This window comes from Catenulispora sp. EB89 (genome assembly GCF_041261445.1).
Taxonomy (GTDB): Bacteria; Actinomycetota; Actinomycetes; order Streptomycetales; family Catenulisporaceae; genus Catenulispora.
In genome coordinates, this window is sequence record NZ_JBGCCU010000042.1 from 1 (window position 1) to 19,486 (window position 19,486).

Below are 19,486 nucleotides of genomic sequence, written 5' to 3' on the forward strand. Positions count from 1 at the left end.
TCGGCGAGGCAGCGGCGACGGCGATGATGATGACCCGGCCGGCGAACGTCCCACCGCCAGGCACCACGATCGTGGCCGACAAGGCCTGCGCAGCCGGGCATTGGAGGCCGAACTCGCCCAGCGCCACCTGCGCCTGATCCGCCCGGCCTACGGCAACGAGCCCGACCCCAGGTGCTACCCGGCCTGGCTTCGTCAGCGCATCGAGTCGGTCAACCAGTCCTTGAAGCACCCGCTGGGGATCGAACAGCCCGGAGCCCACCGGCCGACGGACTGTTCACCCGCATCGTGCAGCGCCTACTCGCACTCAACGCCGCCATCTGGCACAACTGGCTCATCGGCGCCAATCACAAACGATCCCTCACCGCCTACGGCCACTAACCACGCCACACCCCCGCCACCAACCCACATCAGTCATCTAGGGGCTCAGTCCGACAGATCCGTTACGGGGGAACGACTTCGGGCGCTCGTCTTAGCACTAGCGTTAGCACGGGATGGCATAGCACGGCGACGGCATGGCAGAGCATCGCATGGCACGGCCCGCCGTGGCTCGGCTCGGCTCGGTGCGGCTACCAGGGCACCACGCCGTCGGCGTCGAACAGGCCGCCGCTGGGACCGTCGTCCGGGAGCGTCGCCAGCCGGATCGAGGCCGCCGCGCCCTGCGCCGGGGTGAGCGTGCCCTGGAACCCGTTCAGGTCCGTGGCCACGTAGCCGGGGCACGCGAGGTTGATCAGGATGCCGGAGCCCTCCAGCTCCTTGGCGTACTGGATCGTGACAGCGTTCAGATACGTCTTCGTCGGCGTGTAGCCGCCGCTGATGCCGCCCCGGTTCATGCCCGGCGTGGTCTGGAACGTCAGTGAGGCGACGTGGCTGGACTGGTTGACGATGCGCGGGTGCGCGGAGCGGCGCAGCAGCGGCAGCATCGCGTTGGTGACCCGGACGACGCCGACGACGTTGGTGTCGACCATCCGCAGCAGGACCTCCGGATTCAGGGCCGTGGGGACGTCCGGCCAGCCCTCGGCGATGCCGGCGTTGTTGACCAGCACGTCCAGGCGTCCGGCGCGGTCCTCGATCAGTTGCGCCGCGGCGGCCACGCTCTCGTCGTCGGTCACGTCCAGCGTCACGCCGAACGCGTCGACGCCAGCCGCGCGCAGCTTGGCCACGGCCTCGTCCCGGCGCTGCTCGTCTCGGGCCCCGATGCCGACGCTCCAGCCCAGCGCTCCCAAGCCTGCCGCGATCTCGTACCCGATGCCTTTGTTCGCGCCGGTGACCAGCGCGATCGTCTTCTCGCTCATGACTGGAAGTCTTGTCCGAACGCGTGCGCGGACCAACACCGACTCGGCACCGCAGCTATGTCCGCGCGGCATCGGTGCAGGCTCCACAGGGTTACCGTGGACGCATGGAGATCCGCGAGTTGCAGTACTTCGTCGCCGTCGCCGAGGAACTGCACTTCGGGAAGGCCGCCGAGCGGCTGGATATCGCGCAGCCGGCGTTGTCCCGCTCCATCGCTCAGCTCGAACGGCGGTTGGACGTCACGCTCTTGGAGCGGAGCAGCCGGAAGGTCGCGCTCACCGAGGCCGGGGGCGTGCTGCTGGCTGAGGCGCGCTCGATTCTCAGTGCGGTGGCTGCTGCTGAGCGTCGTACGCAGGAGGCGGCGCAGAAGCGTCCTCGGGTCGTGCTCGCGGTCAAGACCGGGACGGCCGGGGATCTGCTGGCGAAGGTGCTCGACGCCTACCGCGCGGAGCCCGGCGCTGCCGAGGTGGAGCTGCTGCTGTGCGAGGCGCACCAGCATCAGCGGCTGCTGCTCAGCGGGCAGGCCGATGTGGCGTTGCTGCATCTGCCCTTCGATCCGGCCGACGGGCTCGACACCGAGGTGTTGTTCACCGAGCCGCAGGTGGCGGTCCTGCCGACGTCGCACCCGCTGGCCGGGCGTGCGCAGGTTCGGTCGGCGGAGCTTGCCGGGTTGCCGGGCCTGCCGATGGCGCGCTGGTGCAGGCCGGACGGGAGCTATCCGGACGGGCCCGGGCCCGAGGTGCACAATCTCGGGCAGGTCTTCCAGCTCATCGCGCTCGGCCGGGCCACGGTGGTGGTGCCGGAGTCGGCTGCCGTGGATCTGCGGCGGGATCTGGTCGCGGTGCCGGTGGTGGACGCCGGGCCGGTGACCACGGTGATCGCTTGGCCGACGGAGAGTCGGCAGCGTGCGGTGGCTGATTTGGTGCGGGTGGCCACGCGGGTGTGATCGGTGGGTCGCGGCGTTGTGTTCGCGGCACGGCGGGCGGCGGGACCAGCGCTGCCGGGTGCGACCTCGGCGGCGCTTGCGAGCTCGATGGCGGCCTCGGTGTTGCGGGCTGCGGGGCGTTGCGGGCTGCGACCTCGATCGCGGCCTCGGTGTTGCGGGCTGCGGGGCGTAGCGGTTTGCGGCCTCGACGGCGGCCTCGGTGTTGCGGGTTGCGGCCTCGGCGGCGGCGCTTGGTGCGCTCGGCCGGCTCGGTGATTCGGGTGGTGCCGATGTGGGGGCGATGCGGCGGCGGTGCCGGATCTGCTGCCTCGATGCCTGCCGTGCAGCCGAAGCCGATGACCCTGGAAGTCTCATGCGCCAGTCCCTACCCTGCGCCGCATGACCGGACGCTGGAGCACCTCCGTAGCCGAGCTCTTCACCGCCCGTGCCGGCGACCACGCCACCGCGCTGACCTGGGCCGGACCGGACGGCGACGTGCGGCGCGTGTCCTGGGACGAGCACGTGCGGCACAGTGCGGCGCGCGCCGCGTGGCTGGCCGAGCGGCTTCCGGCGGCGGGTGCGCGGGCAGCGGCAGGGCGGGGGCGTCGACATGTCGGGGTGCTGATGGAGAACGTGCCGGAGTTCTCCTACCTGCTCGGCGCGGCGGCGCTCGGCGGGTTCACGCTGGTCGGGCTGAATCCGACGCGTGGCGCGGCTGAGGTCGTGCGGGATGCGCGGCACACGGACTGCGCGCTGATCGTCACCGAGTCTGGGTTCGCGGATATGGTGCGCGACTGCGGTGTCCCGGTGGTGGACGTCGACTCGACGGAAGAATGGTCTTCCTTACGGCACAACGGTTTCAGCGCTTGTTCCTACCTCCAGTACGAGGACCAGGATGAGAACCGGGATGAAGACGCGGCGGGCATCTCCGAGCTTCCTTTCATGCTCATCCTGACCTCTGGCACGACGTCGGCCCCGAAGGCCGTGGTCTGCTCGCAGGGCAAGCTCGCGTCGCAGGGCTCCAGCCTGGCCGTGCAGCGTGGGCTCACCAAGGACGACGTCCTGTACTGCGCGATGCCGCTGTTCCACAGCAACGCCGTCATCGCCGCGTGGGTTCCGGCGGTCGCGACCGGGGCGACGCTCGCTCTGCGCCGTCGGTTCTCCGCCTCGGGCTTCTTGCCGGACGTGCGGAGCTTCGGTGCCACGTATGCGAACTACGTCGGCAAGCCGCTCGCCTACATCCTGGCCACTCCCGAGCAGCCTGATGACGGTGACAACACGCTGCGTCAGGTGTTCGGCAACGAGGCGGCGCCTGCTGACGTGCAGCGCTTCGCCAAGCGCTTCGGGTGTTCGGTGACCGACGCGTTCGGCTCGACGGAGGGCGGGATCTCGTTCTACCGGCTGCCGTCCACGCCGCCGTTGGCGCTCGGCGTGCCGGTCGGGGATGTCCGGATCGTCGATGCCGAGACCGGTGCCGAGTGCGCGGTCGGTGAGGTCGGGGAGATGGTGAACTTCGCCGGGGCCGGGGCGTTCGAGGGCTACTACAAGCACCGGGAGGCCGACGAGGCCAAGCTGCGCGACGGGCACTTCTGGTCCGGTGACCTGGCGTATCGGGACGCTGAGGGGAACTTCTTCTTCGCCGGGCGGTCGGGGGACTGGATCCGGGTCGGCGGGGAGAACTTCGCGTCCGGGCCGATCGCGCGGGCCGTGGAGGAGTGGGAGGGGGCGGTCGCGGCGGCGGCGTACGGGGTGCCGGATGTCGCGGCGGGGGATCAGGTGATGGTCGCCCTGGAGCCGAGCGCCGGTGCCGGCGGGTTCGAGGCGTTCGATCCGGCCGAGTTGGAGGCGTACCTGGGTTCCCATTCGGAGCTGCCGAAATTGTGGTGGCCGCGGTATGTGCGCCTCGTGGCGTCGATGCCGAGGACGGCCACGCACAAGATCCTTGTCCGCGCGTTGGTGGAAGAGGCCTGGTGTACGCCGGATCCGGTGTACTTGCGGGAGGCCGGCCGGTACCGCCGGATGACCGATGCCGACCGTGCCGACCTGGCCCGGGAGTTCGCCGGGCACGGCCGTACCCCGCCCCGCGCGGGGTAGATCGTTGTTACTCTGCTTCCTTTCGGGCCCGGGGATTCGCGAAGGAGCAGGTGAGTCGCGCGCATGAGCGCTGAAGGCAGTACCAAGGCGGTTGTGGCGGCGTTGGCCGCCAACATGGGGATCGCCGTGTCGAAGTTCGTGGCCTACGCCTTCACCGGTTCGGCGTCGATGCTCGCCGAGGGCGTGCACTCGGTCGCCGACTCCGGGAACCAGGTGCTGCTGCTGATCGGCGGCAAGCAGGCCCGCAAGAAGGCCGACACCGAGCATCCGTTCGGGTACGGCCGCGAGCGGTTCGTGTACGCGTTCATCGTCTCGGTGGTGCTGTTCAGCGTCGGCGGGCTGTTCGCCCTGTACGAGGGCTGGCACAAGATCATGCACCCGGAGAAGGTCGAGAGCTGGTACTGGGCGGTCGGGGTGCTGCTGTTCGCGATCGTGATGGAGGGCATGTCCTTCCGCACGGCCGTGCGCGAGTCCAACCACCTGCGCGAGGGCAGCAGCTGGATCGGCTTCATCCGCCGCGCCACCACCCCGGAGCTGCCGGTGGTGCTGCTGGAGGACTCCGGCGCGCTGCTGGGGCTGTGCTTCGCGCTGTTCGGCGTCGGCATGGCGGTGGCCACCGGCAACGGGCGCTGGGACGGCGTCGGCACGCTGGCGATCGGCGTGCTGCTGGTGTGCATCGCGGTGGTGCTGGCGGTGGAGATGAAGAGCCTGCTGGTCGGCGAGGGTGCCGGACGCCACGACGTGGCGGCGATCCGCGCCGCGGCGGTCGACGGCGACACGGTGACGGACGTGATCCACCTGCGCACGATGTACCTGGGGCCGGAGGAACTGCTGGTCGCGATGAAGATCGCGGTGCAGCACGACGACACGGCGGCGGAGGTCGCGAAGGCGATCGACGCGGCCGAGCGGCGGATCCGGGACGCGGTGCCGGAGGCGCGGCTGATCTATCTGGAGCCTGATGTGCGGCGGCCGGGGCCTTTGCCGGCGCCTACGACGGGGTGAGGGCTGTGGCGGCGGGGTCGGCGGCGGGGGCGGCGGCGGAGCTGTAGGACTGGCTGTGGCGGCGAGTGCTGTAGACGGCTGCGGGAACAGTACGGCTGCGCGGGCTGCGGCACTGGCGGCGGGCTCGGCCACGGTGCGAGCGCGGCTACCGGCCGCGGTGCGAGCGCAGGTTCCGGCCGCGGTGCGAGCGCGGGTACCGGATGCGGCGCGAGCGCGGGTGCCGGAACCGGATGCGGTGCGAGCGCAGGTTCCGGATGCGGCGCTGGCGGCGGGCTCGGCCACGGTGCGAGCACGGTAACCGGATGCGGCGCGAGCGCAGATTCCGGCCGCGGTGCGAGCGCAGGTACCGGCCGCGGTGCGAGCGCGGGTACCGGACGCGGCGGCTGCTCGTGCGGCCCTCGCGGTCAGGACTCGCGCGGCGCCGCGTACCACCGCCAGCGGCCGGTGATCCGCGGGTGTCCGGGGATGTCGCCGCGTCCGGTGGCCCACAGCAGCGTGGGCCAGCGGGCGGTGTCGGTCGGCGCCTCGGGGAACAGGCGGTGCAGGACTCTGTCGCAGAGGTCCTCCGGCGGGGTCCAGGGGATGCCGAGTCCGGCGGCCACGTCGTGCGTGTGCACCACGACCTCGACGATGCCCATCGCGGCGAAGCCCTCGGGGTCGGCCAGGCCCATGGCGTGGTGGGCTCGCTTCTCCGGCGGTGATGTCGCTACCAGTGCGGCCAGGAATGCGCCGCAGGCTTCGAACATCTCGATGAGGCCGGCGTTCCCGCCCTCGGGGTCGGCGAAGGTGGTGACCGCCGGGCCGCCTTCGTGGGTGCGCTGCCAGGCGAACGGGACGTGCCTGTCCTGTGGCGGCTTGCGGGGTCCGAGCTGTGCGGCGTAGGCGAACAGGTCGTCGGCCATGTGCTCGACGGTTTCCCAGCAGTCCCAGCCCAGGGTGCCGGCCGGGACGTGCCAGTCCTGGTCGACCGCCGTCAGCAGGGCATCGGCGGCCAGGGCGACCGACAGGGTGACGTCCTGCGCGGTGACCGGCGGCGTGGCTGTGTTGTTCACTCCTTGAGGCTAACGCAGCACTCCCACAGGTGAAGGGCGCGTCTCACCCCGCTGAAAGCGCCGCCACGCCCCGGTCGTACCCCACCAGCAGCCGGCCGTCCGGCGTCGCCGTCAGCGCCTGCACCTGTGCCGGGAACATCAGCTCGGACCCCACCTGCCGTCCGGTACCCAGGTCCCACACGCGCACCGTCTGGTCCCAGCTCCCCGAGACCGCCACCGGCCGGCCGTCCAGCAGCGTCGTCGTCACCGTCTCCACGCCGGCGGTGTGGCCGGTGAGCGGGGCGCCGAGCGCCGTGCCCGCCGCCAGGTCCCACACCCGCAGGGTCGAGTCGTCGCTGCTGGTCACCGCGACGGTGCGGCCGTCCAGGACTGTGGTCGCCACTGCCCAGATCGCGTCCGTGTGGCCGGTCAGCGGGGTGCCGAGGGGGCGGTGCGTCGTCAGGTCCCAGACGCGCAACGTCGCGTCGTTGCCGGCGGTCACCGCGATCGGGCGGCCGTCCAGGACGGTTGTGGCCACCGCGCAGACCGGTTCGGTGTGGCCGGCCAGCGGCGTGCCTATCGGGCGGCGGGTTGTCAGGTCCCAGACCTGCACTGTCGGTTCCGCCAGGCCCAGGGCGCTGCCGGTGCAGGTGATGGCTGTGGGCCGGCCCTCGACGGTCGTGGTGGCGATCGCCTCGACCTTGTCCTCGAAGCCGCGCAGCGGCTCCCCGGACGGCTTGCCGGCCGCCAGGTCCCACACCCGCACCGTCATGTCGGTGCCGCTGGTCAGCGCCAGCGCGCGCCCGTCCAGCACGGTCGTGGTCAGCGCCGTGCCCCAGTGCCCCGTGACCGGCTCCCCGAGCGATTCGCCGGTGCCGGCGTCCCACGCCCGCACTGCCTGGTCCGAACCCCCGCTGAGCGCGACGAGCCGCCCGTCCACCTCGGCCGTCGCCATGGCCACGACCCAGTCCCAGTGCCCGGTGGGCGACTCGCCGTCGGTGGACCAGTCCGTCCGCCATCGGGTCGTCGGCGCATCCAGGAGATCGTGAAGCATGGGCGGCACGCTACCGGTGCCGGGCTCCGCTGCTGCCGGATTTTACTCAAACAGAAGTATCAAATTACGTACTTTTACGCAGGCCGTGGTGGCAGGCAAGGCCTTTACTCGGTAGTCCCGTGCCCCATCCTGCCGTTCGCCGGTATGACGAACACGCCGGTGGCCTCGGCCGTCAGCCGTCCGTCGGCGTAGCAGCGGCTCCAGCCGTGGATCTTGCGTCCCTCGTGGTGTGAGAATCCGGCCTCGTAGGTGATCTTCGTGTACAGCGGCGTGGCGCGCCGCAGCGTGATCGTCAACGTCCCCGTATACCCGAACGCTCCCGACGCCCCCTGCGCGCAGCCCATGATCTCGTCGAAGCACGCCGCCACCCACGCCCCGTGCACGCGCCCCGCCGGCCCCTCGTACGGCGCCGTGAAGTACGCCTCGCCGCGGATCACCTCGCCGTCGGCCCACATGCGCATCGGCGGGGCCAGGGGGTTGCCGCGGCCGTTGATGGTCGAGCGTTCCACCAGAAGGGTGTCGTGGCGGCGGGCAAGGCTGGCGTTCACGCCCTCGACGGCGATGTCGGTGCGCGGGATGCGGGGTAGGGCGCCGATACGGTCGGCCAGGGATTCGACTTCGGCGGCCAGGGCTATGAACCGCGCCGCCCGGTCGGTGTCGGAGCTGGTGCTAGAGCTAGAGCTAGAGCTAGAGCTAGAGCTAGAGCTAGAGCTAGAGGTAGAGGTAGAGCCGGTGCCGGAATCGGTGTCGGGGCCGGAGTTGGTGCCGGAACCGGTGTAGGAGCCGGTGTCGGAGCCGGAGGTGCCGTCCGAGTCGGCGCCAGTGCCATTCGCATCGTCGGAGTGGTATCCGACGTCCCCGGTGTCCAGCTGGAAGGCCGCGTCCACCAGCCGCCGCACCTGCTCGACCAGCCGGTGCTTCGCGACGCGCGCCGCAGACAAGTCCGCCTCGTCCTCGTCCAGCCATGCGCGCCTGATGTCGTCTTTAGAAGCCGCCTCGGTCATGCGCAGTGTCTCCCCATCGTCGGCGGGTGCCCGGCCATTGCATCCGACAGTAACGTGTTCTAGTTTGCCCGGGACAGTACTCGATCAGTGCGAGATCAGCGCGAAGGGACCGGCGTATGCCCATCGACCCCGAGAAGGCCTTGGCCGCCCCGGCTACGAGCATCGAGCTGGCCTGGACCCCGAAGGACGTCCAGCTCTACCACCTGGGCCTGGGCGCGGGTGTCCCGGCGACCGATCCGGCGGAGCTGGCCTACGTCTACGAGAAGAGCCTCAAGGTTCTGCCGACCTTCGCGGTGGTGGCCGGCGGCGCGCTGGGCTTCTCGCTGCTCGCCAACCCGGGCATCGACATCCAGCTGGTCAACGTGCTGCACGGCGGCCAGTCGATCACCGTGCACCGCGCCATCCCGGCCTCCGGGCAGGCCACCGCGACCGCGCGCGTCACCGACGTCTGGGACAAGGGCAAGGCCGCGGTGATCCGCACCGAGAGCGTGATCGCCGACGCCGACGGCCCCATCTGGACCAATCACTCGCAGATCTTCGTCCGCGGCGAGGGCGGCTTCGGCGGCGAGCGCGGCCCCTCGACCGTGGACACCACGCCTGAGCGCGCGCCGGACCACGTCGTCGAGGTGAAGACCCTGGAGCAGCTGGCGCTCATCTACCGGCTGTCCGGGGACTGGAACCCGCTGCACGCCGATCCGGAGTTCGCCGCGATGGCCGGCTTCGACCGCCCGATCCTGCACGGCCTGTGCTCCTACGGCATCACCTGCAAGGCCGTCGTCGACACCGTCCTGGCTGGCGACGTGACGCGGGTGACGGAGTACTCCACGCGCTTCGCCGGGATCTTCTTCCCCGGCGAGACCATGCGCGTGCAGATGTGGGACGACGGCGCGGGCCGCGTGGACGTCGTGTCCACCTCGGCCGAGCGCGACGACGCCGTGGTGCTGGCCAACACCGTGCTGACCTACAAGCCCTAGTTCTACCTCCGGTCCTCCCTCCAGAGGTCGGTCCTTTCCTAGAGCCCGGTCCTCCTTCTAGAGGTAGAGACAGGCCGAAAAAGCTATACAGACAAAGAAAAAGACAGGAACCCCTCATGCGCGCAGCAGTCCTGTTCGAGATCGGCAGCCAGACCCTCGACGTCCGTGACGACGTCACCCTCGCCGACCCCGGCCCCGGCGAGGTGCGGATCCGGATCCACGCCACCGGCGTGTGCCACTCGGACCTGTCGGCGATGACCGGGGTCCTGCCGCAGCCCGCGCCCTTCGTGCCCGGCCACGAGGGCGCCGGCGAGGTCGTCGCGGTCGGCGCCGCCGTGGACAAGGTGGCCGTCGGCGACCACGTCATCGTGTGCTGGAACCCGCCGTGCGGGGACTGCTCCTTCTGCCGCGGCGGCCAGGGCAACCTGTGCGTGAACATCTTCTTCGGCATGACCATGACGCCGCACTTCAAGGTCGACGGCGCCGACGTCTACGGCTTCGCCGGCAACGGCACCTTCGCCGAGGAGATGGTCGTGCCGTGGCAGTGCGCGGTGAAGATCCCGGACGACGTGCCGTACGAGATCGCCGCCCTGATCGGCTGTGGCGTGACCACCGGCGTCGGCGCCGTGATCAACACCGCCGAGGTCCAGCCCGGCTCCTCGGTCGCGGTGATCGGCGCCGGCGGCGTCGGGATCAGCGTGATCCAGGGCGCGCGGATCGCCGGGGCCGCCGAGATCGTCGCCATCGACCCGGTCGAGGCCAAGCACGACGTCGCCCTCCGCTTCGGCGCCACCCGGGCCGTCAAGCCGGAGGACGCCGACGCCGCCAAGGCCGAGGTGACCGGCGGGACCGGCTTCGACTACGTCTTCGAAGTGGTCGGCCGCTCGGCGCTGGTGAAGCAGGCCTACGCCCTGACCCGCCGCGGCGGCACCGTCACGGTCGTCGGCGCCGGGAAGTACGACGACCACGTCGACTTCAACATGTTCCAGCTCTTCTTCGACAACAAGAAGGTCCTCGGCTCCTACTACGGCGGTGCCGACCCCCGCCGGGAGTACGGCCGGCTGATCGCGCTGTGGCGCGCCGGCCGGCTGGACCTGGAGGGCATGATCAGCGCCCGGCTCAAGCTCGACGACATCAACCAAGCCCTGGAGCTGCTGCGCACCGGCGCCGCGATCCGGACGATCATTGAGGTCTGACATGACGACATCCCTCACGGACCGCGCGGCGATCGTCACCGGCGCGGGCCGCGGACTCGGCCGTGCCGAAGCGCTGGAGCTGGCCCGGCAGGGCGCCGCGGTCGTGGTGAACGACCACGATCCGGCCATCGCCGAGCAGACCGCCGCCGACATCGTCAAGGCCGGCGGTCAGGCCGTCGCCTCCGCCGGCGACGTCTCGGACTTCGACTACGCCGAATCCCTGACCCGGCTGGCGATCGAGCGGTTCGGCACCCTGGACATCCTGGTCAACAACGCCGGGATCCTGCGCGACCGCATGGTGTTCTCGATGTCCGAGCAGGAATGGGACGACGTCCTGCGCGTGCACGCCAAAGGCCACTTCGCGCTGACCCGGCACGCCACGGCGCACTGGCGCGAGCAGTCGAAGGCCGCCGGCGGACCGGTCTACGGCCGCATCGTCAACACCTCCTCCGAAGCCTTCCTCGCCGGCGCCGCCGGCCAGGCCAACTACGCCGCGGCCAAAGCCGCGATCGTCGGCCTGACCACCGCCACCGCCAACGGCTGCGCGCGCTACGGCGTCCGGGCCAACGCGATCTGCCCGCGGGCCCGCACCAAGATGACCGAGGACGTCTTCGCAGGCTTCGAAGCTCCGGCCGAGGGCATGGACCCGCTGGCCGTCGAACACGTCGCCCCGCTGGTCGCCTACCTCGCGTCCCCGGCCGCCGACAAGGTGAACGGCCAGGTCTTCGTCGTGCACGGCGGCATGGTGCTGCTGATGCAGCGTCCGGTGGTCGAGGAACGCTGGGATTCCACGCTGGAGACGTTCACCGCCGGAGAGCTCGAAACCGTGCTCAGCCCCTACTTCGAGGCCAAGAAACCCGGCGAGAACTTCAGCGCGACAGACGTGTTGTCGCTCCGTCGGCGTTGAGCTTTATCCTGTGCCCCTAGGCCTTATCAATAGGGGGTTCGGGCAATGGCCGACGAGAACACTTTTTGGTTCAGCAACAACCACCGCGACTACTCCAACCAGTACGGCAACGACGCCGGATTCGAGTTCGAGTTCTACTGCCAGCGGTGCAGCGACACCTGGCGCAGCGGCTTCGAACCGTACAAGGCGGCGCGCGCCGCCGGCTGGATCCGCCGGGCGTCCAACATGGCGCACGGGGCCGCCTCGACGATCGGCTGGGACGTCGCCGAGGGGGTCGACGGCCTGGTGCAGAGCGGCTGGCACAAGGCACGCGACGCCTCATTCAAGGAGGCGATCGCCGCCGCGGAGAAGCACTTCAATCGCTGCGGACGCTGCACGTCGTACGTCTGCGCGCGCTGCTGGAGCCCGGAGCGCGGACTGTGCACGAACTGCGCCCCGGACCTGGCCGCCGAGGTCGAGTCCGCGCGCAGCCACGGCATGGTCGACGCCGCGACGATGAAGGCCCGCGAGTTCGGCGCCGGACTGGCTGCCGAGGTCGACGTCGCCACGCAGAAGCAGCTGGTCTGCCTGTCCTGCGGGCACGAGACGCATGGCGCGAAGTTCTGCCCGGACTGCGGGGCGAAGCAGAACGCCGATCCGGGGACGTGCGGCGGGTGCGGGTCGCAGGTGGTGCTGGGGGCGAAGTTCTGCCCTGAGTGCGGGAAGCCGCAGTAGGACGCGGCGGTAGGTAGTCAGGCAGTACGGAAGCAGGCGGCGCGGCAGCGGCGGCCGATGGGGCGGGGAACCCTACGGCTCAGCCGGTGCCGCGCCGGCTTTTTGTCGGTTTCGGCCAGGACGCCATGTCCGCGCCGAGCGCCGAGGAGCACGAGTTCTCCGTGCGGGTGACGTTCCCGCGCTTCGGGAAGCTCACCCGCACCGAGGGCTACCTGGCCCAGCCGCTCACGGCTTGACGATCGTCTTCCCCCTGGCCCCGCCGTGCTGGATCCGCGCCACCGCCTGCGGTGCCTGCTCCAGCGGCACCTCGGCCTCCACGAACACCCGCAGCGTCCCGCCGTCGACCTCCTTGGCCAGCGCGGCCAGCAGCTCGGCGGAGGGCTGCACGCGGAAGGAGATCTCCTCCACGCCGGACTGCACGCTGCCGCGCTCGCGCGTCGCGCCGCGGGTGCTCACCGCCACGCCGCCGTCGTGGACCAGCTTCTTGTTCGCCTCGAACGCCTCGCCGTCGGCGGAGACCAGGTCGACCAGCACGTCCACGCCGTCCGGGTACTCGTCGCGGCAGATGCGGTCCGCGGCGTTCTGGGCCGAGGTGTCGATGGTCACCGCCGCGCCGAACAGGCCCAGGCGGACGCTCTCGTCGCCGCGCGTCACCGCCAGCACGCGGGCGTCGCGCGCCGAGGCCAGCTGGGTCAGGAAGGTGCCGACGCCGCCGGCCGCGCCGATCAGCAGCAGGCTCTCGCCGCCGCGGACCTCGGCGGCCTCCAGGATGCCCAGCGCGGTCAGGCCGGCGGTCGGCAGGGCGGCGGCGGTCTTGAGCTCCACGGCGTCCGGGGCCGGGCCGATCGGGCCGGTCTCGTCGACGACCACGTATTCGGCGTAGGTGCCGGCCGCGCGGCCGAAGACCGGGTCGCCGGCGGTGTAGCGGGTGACGCCTTCGCCGACCGCCTCCACCCGGCCGGCGAAGTCGACGCCCATCACCAGCGGCAGCGGCGGCTTGCCGTACGCGCCGGAGGCGAGGATGGCGTCCACCGGGTTGACGCCCGCGGCCTCCACGCGCACCAGCAGCTGTCCCGGCCCGGCGGCGGGCTTGGGCACGTCGAGCAGCTCGGGAGTGGCCCCGTAGTCCTTCACTCCGACCGCGCGCATCCTGGTTCCTCCCGTGTGTGGTCGCCACTTGACACGAATCTGCGGCCTGAGGAGCGCCGCCGCTAGCCGGGGCGGTCAAACGGGCGGGTCCGGATCGTGGCCGAACGCGCGGGTCCGGATCAAGGAACCCGCCGCGCGGCCCGGTAACGTACTGCGCATGCCAGATCCCGCCGCCGTCATCGATGTGAGCACCGCCGCCCCGACCCTGCGAGACGTCGTGGCGATCCTGGAGGGGGTCTACAACCCGGCCTGGGCCGAGTCGTGGGACGCGGTCGGGCTGGTCTGCGGCGACCCGGACGAGCCGGTCCGCACCGTCGGCTTCGCCGTCGACCCGGTGGCCGCGGTGATCGACGAGGCGCTGGAGCGCGGGGCCGACCTGCTGGTCACGCACCACCCGCTGTTCCTGCGCGGGGTCCACGGCGTCCCGGCGACCACGTACAAGGGCCGCCTCGTGCACCGCCTGATCCGCGGCGGCACCGCGCTGTTCACCGCGCACACCAACGCCGACTCCGCCGACCCCGGCGTCTCCGACGCCCTGGCCCGGGCCCTGGACCTGCACGACCTGCGGCCGCTGGAGCCGCGTGCGGCGAACCCCGAGCTGGGCATCGGCCGGGTCGGCGAGCTGGCCGCCGCCGAGCCGCTGAGCGCCTTCGCCGCGCGGGTCGCCGCCGCGCTGCCGGCGACCTCCGGGGGCGTGCGGGTGGCCGGGGATCCGGACCGTCCGGTGCGGCGGGTCGCGGTGTGCGGGGGAGCGGGGGACACGCTTTTCGGCGCTGTTCGTAGCTCCGGGTCCGACGTCTACGTCACCGCCGACCTGCGGCACCACCCGGCGTCCGAGGCGCTGGAGACGGGAGGGCCGGCGCTGGTGGACGTGGCGCACTGGGCCAGCGAGTGGCCGTGGCTTCAGTACGCGGCGCAGACCTTGCGTTCCACGCTCGGGGCTGCCGGGGCTAACGTGGACACGTACGTTTCCACGCTGGTCACCGATCCGTGGACCGCGCACCTGGCAGCGAGGTAGAACCCGCCGCCGTCGGAACGCGACGTACGCGAAGAACAAGTCAAGAGAGAGGCACTGCCCTGAACGCGAACCCCGCCGACCAGCAACGCCTGCTGGACCTGCACGGCCTGGACGTGCGCCTGGCGCAGCTGGCGCACAAGCGGCGCACCCTGCCGGAGCTGGCCGAGGCCGAGAAGGTGGACCGGCGCCTGGCGGACCTGCGCGACGTCCTGGTCGCCGCCGAGACCGCCGAGGGCGACGTCGCGCGCGAGCAGAAGAAGGCCGAGGCCGACGTCGAGCAGGTGGTGAACCGCGCCACCCGGGACCGGCAGATGCTGGAGTCCGGCCGCGGCTCGGCCAAGGACCTGGAGAACATCCAGCACGAGCTCCAGACCCTGGCCCGGCGCCAGTCCGACCTGGAGGACGTGGTCCTGGAGGTCATGGAGCGGCGCGAGGCGGCGCAGACCCGGGTCGCCGAGATGACCGTGCAGCGGGACGAGGCGCAGGCCCGGCGGGACGAGGTGAACGCCGTGCTGGCCAAGTCCTCCGAGGCGATCGACGGCGACGTCGAGGCGGTCACCGCCGAGCGCGAGACCACCGCCGGCGTCATCCCGGAGGACCTGCTGGCGCTGTACGAGCGCATCCGCGCCGACAACGGCGTGGGCGCCGCGGCCATCCGCCAGCGCCGCTGCGACGGCTGCCAGCTGGAGCTGGACATCAGCGAGGTCAACGCGATCAAGGCGGCGGCCGCCGACCAGGTCGTCCGGCACGATGTGTGCGGCAGCATCCTGGTGCGCGTCGCGGAGTCGGGGCTTTAGGGCGCGGGCCGGCCGGTCGGACGGCACGAGCGGTAAGGGCGGCTAGGGCGGCTAGGGCAGCCGGGACGGCAAGGACAGCAAGGACAGCAATGGCGCGCGCGTTCATCGTCGAGGCCGACGGGGCCTCCCGCGGCAACCCCGGCCCGGCCTCGTACGGCGCGCTGGTCGCCGACGCCGCCACCGGCGAGGTCCTGGTCGAACTCGCCGAGGGTCTCGGCGTGGTGACCAACAACGTTGCGGAGTACCGCGGCCTGATCGCCGGGCTGCGCGCCGCCTACGCCCTCGACCCGGAGGCGGAGGTCGAGGTGCGCATGGACTCCAAGCTGGCGGTCCAGCAGATGACCGGGGAGTGGCAGGTCAGGCACCCGGACATCCGGGCGCTGGCGGTGCAGGCGCGCACGGCGTTCCCCCGGGCCGGCGCGGTGCGCTACACGTGGGTGCCGCGCGCGGAGAACAAGAGGGCTGACGCGCTGGCGAACCTGGCGCTGGACGACGCGGCGGCGGCGAAGGCGAAGATGCGCGAGGCGGAGGCGATGATCGCGGCTTTCCGGGCGGATCGGGAGGCTCGGGAGGCTCGCGGGGGCGGGGTTGGCGGGGCCAGCGGGGATGCGGCCACGGCGCCGGCCGATGCCGGGCCGTCAGCCGGTGCCGAGCCGGTGGCTGGTGCTGGTTCCAGCCCGGCGCCGCAGCACCAACCGAGCTGGACCCCGGCCCCCGACATGGGCCCGCCGACCACCCTCCTGCTCCTGCGCCACGGCGCCACCCCGCTCACCGCCGAGAGGCGTTTCTCCGGTGTCGGCGACCCCGAACTCGCCGACACCGGCCGCCACCAGGTCGCCGCCGTCGCGCGCCGCCTGGCCGCCCGCGGCGGCGTCGACGCGATCGTCTCCTCCCCGCTCCGGCGCACCGTCCAGACCGCGCAGGCCGCGGCCGACGCGCTCGGTCTGTCCGTCGAGATCGACCCCGGCTTCCGCGAGACCGACTTCGGGCTCTGGGACGGCCACAGCTTCGCCGAGGTCCGCGAGCGCTGGCCCGCCGAGCACCGCGCGTGGCTGGCGTCCACCGCCGTCGCGCCGCCGGGCGGGGAGTCGTTCGACGACGTGACCGTCCGCGTGCTCGCCGCGCGTGACGCGCTGCTGGAGCGCCACGCGCGCCGCACCGTGCTGGTCGTCTCGCACGTCACACCTATCAAGACCCTGATCCGCGACGCCCTCGGCGCCCCGCCGGAGTCCCTGTACGCGATGGAACTCTCGGCGGCCTCGCTGTCGGTCGTGACGTGCTACTCCGACGGCCGCGCCCTGATGCGCCTGTTCAACGACACCGCGCATCTGACCGGTTGAGGCCGGGCGCGACGGATCTTCCCGGGCCTGCTTCGCGTCGCGGTGATCGTGGATAGACTCCGGCCTCATGGAACGGATGGGCCCGCGGCGCGCGGGAGACGAGAACGGGGTCGGGACCACCTCCGGACGGGCCGGTGTCGTGCGGGCCGCGGCGGCGACCGTGGCCGTGGTCGCGGCGCTGGCCGGCTGCTCGGTCACCGTGCAGCCGAAGAACGCCGCCGCGACCCGCCCGCTGACCTCGTCGACCCCGTCGCCCTCGGCCACGGCTTCCAGCACCACCAGCGCCGCCCCGAGCACCAGCGCGGCTGCCACGTCCGCGGCCAGCCCGACCGCCACGCCGTCGGACGTCGACCACACCGTCTGCTCCACCGTCCGCGACGTGCTGGCGACGCTGAAGTCGAAGCTGGCGACGGACAAGGACTCGGACTCGCGGACCGGCCAGGACTACCGCACCGCCGGCACCGCCTTGCGCGTCCAGGACACCAAGACCGACAACTCCGACCTGAGGTCGACGCTGAAAACGGTCGGCACCGACTACCAGAACGTCGGCCGCGATTTCACGAACCACGAGTCCTCGGACGACGACCTGGCCAAGGCCGTCGAAGCGTCGAAGCCGCTGAACACGTTGTGCGGCGGGGGATCCAGCCCGAGCTCCACTCCCACCGGCAACTGACCGGCAGCTGACCGGCGACTGACCAGTGGTGTTCTCAGGCCACTGAGTCGACCACCACGTCGATCGTCCAAGCCGTCCCGGGCTTGGACGGCGCCGCGGTCTCGGTCCGCAGCCCCAGGTCCTGCAACGCCTCGGCCAACTCCTTCGGGCTGTCGACCACGACGTCCCCGACCAGCAGCGCCCGCGCCAGCCGCCCCTTCGTCGCCTTGTTGAAGTGGCTCACCACGCTGCGCTTGGGCACGCCGTCGACGATCCGCTCGTGCAGCACCCGCACCGTCGCGGTGCGCTCGGCCGCCGAGGCCGGGGCCTTCCACATCCCCGCGTACATCGACGAGCGCAGGTCCACCACCAGCCCCGAAGCGACCGCCGGGGCCAGCGCCGGGGTCAGCGCGGCCCGCCACAGCTTCGCCACCGGCCCCGCCTTCGGCAGCGTCACGCCGCCGGAGCAGCGGTACGCCGGGATCGCGTCCGTCGGCCGCACCACGCCCCACAGCCCGGAGAACGTCAGCACCCGCGCCTCGGCGCGCGCGAACGCCGCCGGATCGTCGCGGCGCAGGCCCGGCAGGTCCAGCGCGTCGTAGAGCACCCCGGTGTACCGGTCGGCGGCCGGCAGCGTCGGGGCGGTGGCCAGCTGCCGGTCCGCCGCCAGCTCGCCGCCCTGGTTCGGGGACAGCCCCAGCACCTCCAGCGCCGTGGCCTCGCGGCCCTTGGCCAGCCGGGTCAGCTCCGCCATCAGGGCCTTGCGGGTCTTGGCCAGCTGCGGGAAGGCCAGCCCGGCCGGGTCGACCTTCGGGCCGTCGCCGTCGGGGGCCTTGCCTTCGGAGGGCGGGAGCAGGATCAGCACGGCGATCATTCTCGCGCATCGGCGGCGCCGTCAGCGGGCCAGGTCGGAAGACGCGCCGGGAGGGTACTTGCGGAGCGATAGTTAACGACATATCGTTGAGCTATCGAAGAACACCTTCGGAAGTCGTTTCGTCGATGGGGAGGACATCATGATCGAGGGACACCGACCGACCGGTTCCTGCCGCTGGCGCCGCACGGAGCGGCGCACGCGGGCGGCGAAGGAGATCGAAATGGAGATCCGCCTGCGGGAGCGGCAGCGGGCCCGGCGGTACGCGGACCGGGGCGCCGACCGCGACCGGGACCGGATCCGGTACCTGCCGCTGCTTCCGCTGGGGGCGCCGGGGGAGCATCCGTCATATCGTTGAGAGGCGACGACTGTCGCCGGTGAGTGGAACTGGAGGCGGCGAGATGGCCGACGAGCAGCAGAACGAGCAGCACGACCAGCAGAACGAGCACGACGACACCGATAACACCGACTACACCGACAACACCGACAACACCGAGACCAGCACTGGCGGCAGCGCCGAGCAGCTGCGCGAGCAGCTCCGGGCGCTCAAGGAGCAGGGCCGCCGGCTCCAGGAGGAGGCGGCCCAGCGCGAGCGGGAGCTCAAGCAGCGCCTCGAGCAGGCCGCGCGCGATCACGCGCAGGAGGCCCGGGCCCGCGGCGAGGAGCACCGCGCCCGGTACCGGGGGGAGCGCGAGGACCGTCGTGACGACCGGCGCGAAGAGCGCCGGGAAGACCGCCGGGGCCCGCGCCGCGGCGGCCGCGGCGACTACGGCTGGACCGGGCCCGGCACCCCGCCGATGCCGCCCATGCCCCCGATGCCCCCGGCCGGCCCGTTGCCGCCGATCCCGGGCGCCGGCGGCACCTTCACCCCGTTCGACTTCCTCGGCGGGCTCTTCGGTCCGCCGCCGGGTGCGCCGGGCAACCGGCGCCGGCACGGCGGACGCAGCCGCGCCGGGCGCGGCGACGTGCGCATCACGGTCCTGATCCTGCTCGACGAGGGGCCGGCCAACGGCTACCAGCTGATGCAGGAGATCGAGCAGCGCACCAACGGGGCGTGGAAGCCCAGCTCCGGATCCATCTATCCGGCGCTTCAGCAGTTGGAGGACGAGGGCATCGTCCGGACCACGGAGGGGGAGGGGCGCAAGATGTTCGCGCTCACCGACGAGGGCAAGACCTACGTGCGGGAGAACCGCGCCAAGTGGACCGCGCCCTGGGAGGGCATCGAGGAGGAGGAGGGGCCTTCGGAGGAGGCCACCAAGATCCGCGATGTCATCGCGCAGCTGGCGATGGCCTATATGCAGGTGATCCAGGTCGGTACCGAGACCCAGCGGGCCGAGGCCTCGCGGGTGCTGGTCGGCGCCCGGCAGGCGCTGTACCGGATCCTGGCCGGGGATCCGTCAGAGGACTGACCGAAACCGCACGCCACGCCCGGGGCCGCCGCCGCCCCGGCGCGGGCGTGACGATGATC

Annotated in this window: 19 protein-coding genes; 13 read left to right on the forward strand and 6 right to left on the reverse strand. The window is 71.9% G+C overall.

Annotated features, from left to right (window positions below; genetic code table 11):
- Positions 1-566: 566 nt before the first annotated feature.
- Positions 567-1,292 carry an SDR family oxidoreductase gene (locus tag ABH920_RS47110; RefSeq protein ID WP_370355892.1) on the reverse strand — a complete coding sequence of 242 codons (726 nt, stop codon included), beginning with the start codon at positions 1,290-1,292 and terminating at the stop codon, positions 567-569.
- Positions 1,293-1,396: 104 nt separating this feature from the next.
- Here ABH920_RS47110 and ABH920_RS47115 point away from each other — a divergent pair, with 104 nt between their 5' ends.
- The 3 genes from ABH920_RS47115 to ABH920_RS47125 all read left to right on the forward strand — a co-directional run bounded on the left by ABH920_RS47115 (position 1,397) and on the right by ABH920_RS47125 (position 5,311).
- Positions 1,397-2,236, forward strand: coding sequence for a LysR family transcriptional regulator (locus ABH920_RS47115; RefSeq protein WP_370355894.1), 840 nt, complete (start codon positions 1,397-1,399; stop codon positions 2,234-2,236).
- 378 nt (positions 2,237-2,614) lie between these two features.
- Positions 2,615-4,309 carry an AMP-binding protein gene (locus ABH920_RS47120; protein WP_370355895.1) on the forward strand — a complete coding sequence of 565 codons (1,695 nt, stop codon included), beginning with the start codon at positions 2,615-2,617 and terminating at the stop codon, positions 4,307-4,309.
- Between the two features lie 63 nt (positions 4,310-4,372).
- Positions 4,373-5,311 (forward strand): cation diffusion facilitator family transporter, encoded by a 939-nt coding sequence (locus tag ABH920_RS47125; protein WP_370355896.1) that lies wholly within the window; start codon positions 4,373-4,375, stop codon positions 5,309-5,311.
- Between the two features lie 404 nt (positions 5,312-5,715).
- Here the strand turns inward: ABH920_RS47125 and ABH920_RS47130 are convergent, their stop codons facing one another.
- The 3 genes from ABH920_RS47130 to ABH920_RS47140 all read right to left on the reverse strand — a co-directional run bounded on the left by ABH920_RS47130 (position 5,716) and on the right by ABH920_RS47140 (position 8,400).
- A complete protein-coding gene (locus ABH920_RS47130; RefSeq protein ID WP_370355897.1) occupies positions 5,716-6,363 on the reverse strand; it encodes a hypothetical protein in 648 nt (215 codons plus the stop codon).
- Between the two features lie 43 nt (positions 6,364-6,406).
- Entirely contained in the window at positions 6,407-7,396 is a 990-nt protein-coding gene (locus ABH920_RS47135) for a WD40 repeat domain-containing protein (RefSeq protein WP_370355898.1), read from the reverse strand.
- Positions 7,397-7,500: 104 nt separating this feature from the next.
- On the reverse strand, positions 7,501-8,400 hold the full coding sequence (locus ABH920_RS47140) for a hypothetical protein (RefSeq protein WP_370355899.1): 900 nt from the start codon (positions 8,398-8,400) through the stop codon (positions 7,501-7,503).
- Between the two features lie 116 nt (positions 8,401-8,516).
- Between ABH920_RS47140 and ABH920_RS47145 the strand changes: the two genes are divergently transcribed.
- The 4 genes from ABH920_RS47145 to ABH920_RS47160 all read left to right on the forward strand — a co-directional run bounded on the left by ABH920_RS47145 (position 8,517) and on the right by ABH920_RS47160 (position 12,191).
- A complete protein-coding gene (locus tag ABH920_RS47145; protein WP_370355900.1) occupies positions 8,517-9,374 on the forward strand; it encodes a MaoC/PaaZ C-terminal domain-containing protein in 858 nt (285 codons plus the stop codon).
- A gap of 116 nt (positions 9,375-9,490) precedes the next feature.
- Positions 9,491-10,570 carry a Zn-dependent alcohol dehydrogenase gene (locus tag ABH920_RS47150; RefSeq protein WP_370355901.1) on the forward strand — a complete coding sequence of 360 codons (1,080 nt, stop codon included), beginning with the start codon at positions 9,491-9,493 and terminating at the stop codon, positions 10,568-10,570.
- A 1-nt stretch (position 10,571) separates the two neighbouring features.
- Complete coding sequence (locus ABH920_RS47155; RefSeq protein WP_370355902.1) at positions 10,572-11,477, forward strand: 3-oxoacyl-ACP reductase; 906 nt, start codon at positions 10,572-10,574, stop codon at positions 11,475-11,477.
- A 45-nt stretch (positions 11,478-11,522) separates the two neighbouring features.
- Positions 11,523-12,191 (forward strand): zinc ribbon domain-containing protein, encoded by a 669-nt coding sequence (locus tag ABH920_RS47160; protein WP_370355903.1) that lies wholly within the window; start codon positions 11,523-11,525, stop codon positions 12,189-12,191.
- Between the two features lie 225 nt (positions 12,192-12,416).
- On the opposite strand, the gene ABH920_RS47165 is transcribed toward ABH920_RS47160, so the two are convergent.
- Positions 12,417-13,340 carry an NADP-dependent oxidoreductase gene (locus ABH920_RS47165; RefSeq protein WP_370355904.1) on the reverse strand — a complete coding sequence of 308 codons (924 nt, stop codon included), beginning with the start codon at positions 13,338-13,340 and terminating at the stop codon, positions 12,417-12,419.
- A gap of 157 nt (positions 13,341-13,497) precedes the next feature.
- On the opposite strand from ABH920_RS47165, the gene ABH920_RS47170 reads away from it, so the two are divergent.
- From ABH920_RS47170 to ABH920_RS47185, 4 genes are all read left to right on the forward strand, one after another.
- Positions 13,498-14,358, forward strand: coding sequence for a Nif3-like dinuclear metal center hexameric protein (locus ABH920_RS47170; RefSeq protein WP_370355905.1), 861 nt, complete (start codon positions 13,498-13,500; stop codon positions 14,356-14,358).
- A 59-nt stretch (positions 14,359-14,417) separates the two neighbouring features.
- A complete protein-coding gene (locus ABH920_RS47175; protein ID WP_370355994.1) occupies positions 14,418-15,155 on the forward strand; it encodes a zinc ribbon domain-containing protein in 738 nt (245 codons plus the stop codon).
- An 89-nt stretch (positions 15,156-15,244) separates the two neighbouring features.
- On the forward strand, positions 15,245-16,495 hold the full coding sequence (locus ABH920_RS47180; protein WP_370355906.1) for a bifunctional RNase H/acid phosphatase: 1,251 nt from the start codon (positions 15,245-15,247) through the stop codon (positions 16,493-16,495).
- A gap of 67 nt (positions 16,496-16,562) precedes the next feature.
- The gene (locus tag ABH920_RS47185) at positions 16,563-17,168 is read left to right on the forward strand and encodes a hypothetical protein (RefSeq protein WP_370355907.1); all 606 of its coding nucleotides are present in this window, start codon (positions 16,563-16,565) and stop codon (positions 17,166-17,168) included.
- 34 nt (positions 17,169-17,202) lie between these two features.
- Here the strand turns inward: ABH920_RS47185 and yaaA are convergent, their stop codons facing one another.
- The gene (yaaA, locus tag ABH920_RS47190) at positions 17,203-18,012 is read right to left on the reverse strand and encodes a peroxide stress protein YaaA (protein ID WP_370355908.1); all 810 of its coding nucleotides are present in this window, start codon (positions 18,010-18,012) and stop codon (positions 17,203-17,205) included.
- 229 nt (positions 18,013-18,241) lie between these two features.
- On the opposite strand from yaaA, the gene ABH920_RS47195 reads away from it, so the two are divergent.
- The gene (locus ABH920_RS47195; protein WP_370355909.1) at positions 18,242-18,376 is read left to right on the forward strand and encodes a hypothetical protein; all 135 of its coding nucleotides are present in this window, start codon (positions 18,242-18,244) and stop codon (positions 18,374-18,376) included.
- Between the two features lie 19 nt (positions 18,377-18,395).
- A complete protein-coding gene (locus ABH920_RS47200; protein ID WP_370355910.1) occupies positions 18,396-19,427 on the forward strand; it encodes a PadR family transcriptional regulator in 1,032 nt (343 codons plus the stop codon).
- The last annotated feature ends 59 nt before the right edge of the window (positions 19,428-19,486 follow it).

What these genes read in the sequence shown, in the direction of transcription:
- ABH920_RS47110 (WP_370355892.1), bottom strand. Translation starts at nt 1,292, where the DNA reads ATGAGCGAGAAGACGATCGCGCTGGTCACCGGCGCGAACAAAGGCATC.
- ABH920_RS47115 (WP_370355894.1), top strand. Translation starts at nt 1,397, where the DNA reads ATGGAGATCCGCGAGTTGCAGTACTTCGTCGCCGTCGCCGAGGAACTG.
- ABH920_RS47120 (WP_370355895.1), top strand. Translation starts at nt 2,615, where the DNA reads ATGACCGGACGCTGGAGCACCTCCGTAGCCGAGCTCTTCACCGCCCGT.
- ABH920_RS47125 (WP_370355896.1), top strand. Translation starts at nt 4,373, where the DNA reads ATGAGCGCTGAAGGCAGTACCAAGGCGGTTGTGGCGGCGTTGGCCGCC.
- ABH920_RS47135 (WP_370355898.1), bottom strand. Translation starts at nt 7,396, where the DNA reads ATGCTTCACGATCTCCTGGATGCGCCGACGACCCGATGGCGGACGGAC.
- ABH920_RS47140 (WP_370355899.1), bottom strand. Translation starts at nt 8,400, where the DNA reads ATGACCGAGGCGGCTTCTAAAGACGACATCAGGCGCGCATGGCTGGAC.
- ABH920_RS47145 (WP_370355900.1), top strand. Translation starts at nt 8,517, where the DNA reads ATGCCCATCGACCCCGAGAAGGCCTTGGCCGCCCCGGCTACGAGCATC.
- ABH920_RS47150 (WP_370355901.1), top strand. Translation starts at nt 9,491, where the DNA reads ATGCGCGCAGCAGTCCTGTTCGAGATCGGCAGCCAGACCCTCGACGTC.
- ABH920_RS47155 (WP_370355902.1), top strand. Translation starts at nt 10,572, where the DNA reads ATGACGACATCCCTCACGGACCGCGCGGCGATCGTCACCGGCGCGGGC.
- ABH920_RS47160 (WP_370355903.1), top strand. Translation starts at nt 11,523, where the DNA reads ATGGCCGACGAGAACACTTTTTGGTTCAGCAACAACCACCGCGACTAC.
- ABH920_RS47165 (WP_370355904.1), bottom strand. Translation starts at nt 13,340, where the DNA reads ATGCGCGCGGTCGGAGTGAAGGACTACGGGGCCACTCCCGAGCTGCTC.
- ABH920_RS47170 (WP_370355905.1), top strand. Translation starts at nt 13,498, where the DNA reads ATGCCAGATCCCGCCGCCGTCATCGATGTGAGCACCGCCGCCCCGACC.
- ABH920_RS47180 (WP_370355906.1), top strand. Translation starts at nt 15,245, where the DNA reads ATGGCGCGCGCGTTCATCGTCGAGGCCGACGGGGCCTCCCGCGGCAAC.
- ABH920_RS47185 (WP_370355907.1), top strand. Translation starts at nt 16,563, where the DNA reads ATGGAACGGATGGGCCCGCGGCGCGCGGGAGACGAGAACGGGGTCGGG.
- ABH920_RS47195 (WP_370355909.1), top strand. Translation starts at nt 18,242, where the DNA reads ATGGAGATCCGCCTGCGGGAGCGGCAGCGGGCCCGGCGGTACGCGGAC.